Origin of the sequence: Actinomadura sp. NPDC048032, from assembly GCF_040653175.1 — a bacterium.
In the GTDB taxonomy this organism is placed as follows: Bacteria; Actinomycetota; Actinomycetes; order Streptosporangiales; family Streptosporangiaceae; genus Spirillospora; species Spirillospora verrucosospora.
The window spans coordinates 1-3,341 of the sequence record NZ_JBEZJP010000628.1; the positions used below are offsets into that span (position 1 = coordinate 1).

The 3,341-nt window shown below is 77.6% G+C and carries 2 protein-coding genes; both read left to right on the forward strand.

Translation table 11 applies throughout. The features are described from left to right. The first annotated feature begins 61 nt into the window (after positions 1-61). Positions 62-2,731: a LuxR C-terminal-related transcriptional regulator gene (locus AB0C69_RS40265; protein ID WP_360361689.1), complete on the forward strand. Its 2,670-nt coding sequence runs from the start codon at positions 62-64 to the stop codon at positions 2,729-2,731. Positions 2,732-2,914: 183 nt separating this feature from the next. Then, positions 2,915-3,341, forward strand: a 427-nt coding sequence (locus AB0C69_RS40270) for a DinB family protein (protein WP_360361692.1), incomplete at its 3' end; no start/stop codon positions are given.

Sequence of the window (3,341 nt, forward strand, 5' to 3'; positions counted from 1 at the left end):
GTCCGCCGTCATCCGTGGCGCCCGCAGAGCACCACGGACGACGCCACGGAAAGGGGTCGCGGTGGAGCACGTGTCCGAGCGGGAGGCCGAGGTCCTCGCCGCCCTGGGCGCGCGGATGTCCAACGCGCAGATCGCCCGCCGCCTGCACATCTCGGTGCGGACCGTCGAGAGCCACGTGTCGTCGCTGCTGCGCAAGTACGGCGTTCCGGACCGGTGGGCGCTGGCGGAGCTGGCCGGCTCCGGGGCCCGCGACCCCGGGCGCGTCGCGGGCCTCCCGGTCTCCGGCACGACCTTCGTGGGACGGGACGCCGAGCGCGCCGCCCTACTGGCCGCGCTGGAGGAGGCCCGGCTGGTGACTCTGCTCGGGCCGGGCGGCGTGGGCAAGACCCGGCTGGCGGCGGTGGTCGCCGGCGACGCCGCCGCGCTGTTCCCGTCGGGCGGCGCGTTCGTGGACCTCGTCCCGGTGCGCGCCGGGTTCGCGGCCAGGGCCGTCGCGACCGCGCTCGGGGTGACGGAGGGCTCCCACCAGCCGCTGGAGGAGGCGGTCGCCGCGCGCCTCGGAACCGGGCGGTCGCTGCTCGTCCTGGACAACTGCGAGCACCTGGCCGACGAGGCCGCCGCGCTCGCCGGGCGCGTCCTCGCCGCCTGCCCGGGCACCCGCGTGCTCGTGACGAGTCGCGAGCGGCTCGGCGTCCCGGGGGAGCGCTGCGTGCCCGTGGCGCCGCTGTCCCTGGGCTCCGACGCCGAGAGGCTGTTCCGGGACCGCGCGCTCGCCGCCGATCCCGGGTTCGCGGCCGAGCCCGAGGTGGTCGCGGAGCTGTGCGCCCGGCTGGACGGCATGCCGCTGACGATCGAGCTGGCCGCGGCCCGGGCGGCGTCGCTCGGCGCGACGGGGCTGCTCGCCGCGCTGGAGGACGCGCTGCGGCTGCTCTCCGGCGGCCGGGGCGGGCAGGAGCGGCACCGGTCCCTCGGCGCGGTGCTGTCCTGGAGCCACGACCTGCTCGCGGACGAGGAGCGTGCGCTGTTCCGGCGGCTCGGGGTCTTCGCCGGGGCCTTCGACATCGACGCGGCCGCGGCCGTGGGCGGGAGCGGCGAGGGCGGCGGGGGCGCGGACCGCGCGGGCGTCGCGGACCTGCTCGGCCGGCTCGTGGACAAGAGCCTCGTGGTCCACGTGCGCGGCCGGACCGGCCGGTGGCGGCTGCTGGAGACGGTCCGGGCGTTCGCGCTCGCCCGGCTGGCCGACGCCGGGGAGGAGGACGGGACGCGGGCCCGCCACCTGCGGTGGGCGGCGGCAGCGGCGTCCGCCGCCGAGGGCCGCCTCGGCGACCCGGGGTGGCGGGACGACTTCGACGCCATGGCCGCGGACCTGCGGGCCGCGCTGGCGTCCTCCCCCCGCCCGGACGAGGCGACGTACCGGCTGGCGAGCGCGCTGGCGCACCTGACGTTCGCCCGCCGGAACCTGCTGGAGTCCTTCGCGCACCACCGGACCGCAGCCGCCCTCGCGCCGGACCCCGGCTCGGCCGCGCGGGAGCTGCGGGCGGGGGCCGGATGCGCGCACGTCAGCACCACGTCCAACCAGCACGTGTTCGACCTGCTGCTGGAGGCGGCCGAGCGGGCGCGCGGCGCCGGGGACGGCCGCGGCCGGGCGATCGACCTGGCGCGGGCGGTGGAGACGGCGTGCCGGTTCCCGGAGGCGTTCGAGGCCCGCGTGCCGCGCGAGCTGCTGCGCGGCCTGCTCGCCGAGGCGTCCGCGGCCGGGCGGGACGGCGACCCGGAGGTCGCCGCGCGCATGGCCGTGGCGCGGGCGTGGCTCGCCGGGCCGGGCGAGGGCGTCCCGGACGCCGGGCTCGCGACGGCCGCCGTCGCCGCCGCGCGGGCGGCCGGGGACCCGGTGCTGACCAGCTCCGCGCTGTGCGCGGCGGGCACCGCGGCGCTGCGCGCCGGGCGGCTGCGGGAGGCGAACCGGATCACCCGGGAGCGGCTGCGCCTGCTGGCGTCCATGGACCGCGACGACCCGTACTGCGCGCCGGAGGTCTGCAACACCTACGGACGCGCCTGCATCTACGCGATCATGGCCGGGGACCTGCGCGGCGGGATGGCCGCGGCGCGGGCCGGCATGGAGGACGACCTCCTGCGCGACACGCACATCACCGCGGGCCGCCTGGTCCAGCCGCTCGCGCTGACCGGCCGCTTCCGCGACGCGATCGGGCACGGCGAGCGGATGTGGGACCGGTGGGAGCGGGCCGGGAGGCCGGCGCCGCGCTGGATGCTGGCGTCGGTGTGCGCGACCGCCCTGGCGTGCGGGATGTCCGGGGACCGCGAACGGGCGGCGCTGTGGCGGGCCCGCGTCGCCCGTGCGGCCGACGGCCCGGCGGCGGCGGTGGCGTTCGTGGACGCCCGTCTCGCCCTGCACGACGGTTCCTTCGACGACGCCGAGCCGCTGGTCCACGAGGCGTTCGCCGCCGGGGCGCCGCTGGACCCGTACCTGGCGTACGCGCGGGCGGCGGGCGCGGAACTGGCCGTGGCCGCGGGTCTGCCGGACGCGGTGGAGCTGCTGGCCGAGGCCGATCCGCTCGCCGAGGAGAACAGGTGGGCGGCGGCGTGCCTGGCCCGCGCTCGCGGCCGTCTGTCGGGCGACGCCGACGGCCTCGCTCGGGCGGCCGAAAGCTGGGACGCCCTCGGCGCCGAAGCGGAACGGGACTGCACGCGAGAGCTCCTGGCGCGGCCATGACGCGGCCAAGGAAGCTCCCCGGCCCGGCGATCGAGGCCAGGATCTGACCGCCTTGGTTCCTACCGTGGTCTCGCAGCCCAAGAGACACGACCGAAGGCGGGAACCATCAACGTTGACAACACGCGCGCCGTCACCGGGGAGCGCGCGGACCTGCTGGCGGCGCTCGCCAAGGCCCGGCACTTCCTGCGGTTCACCACGCGGGACCTCACGGACGAGCAGGCCGGGCAGCGGTCCACGGCGAGCGAGCTGTGCCTCGGCGGCCTCGTCAAGCACGTCACGTCGTGCGAGCGGGGCTGGGTGGACTTCATCCTGGAAGGCGCCGCCGCGATGGGCGACTTCACCCAGATGACCGAGGAGGACTGGAAGCGCCGCGCCGACGAGTTCAGGATGCTCCCCGGCGAGACGCTGGCCGGCGTGCTGGCCGCCTACGAGGAGGTGGCCCGCCGGACCGACGAGCTGATCCCCACCCTTCCCGACCTGGACCTCCAGCTGGAACTGCCCAAGGCTCCGTGGAACACCGAGACGCACTGGTCGGTCCGCCGGGTGCTCCTGCACATTACGAACGAGACGGCCCAGCACGCGGGCCACGCCGACATCATCCGGGAGTCGC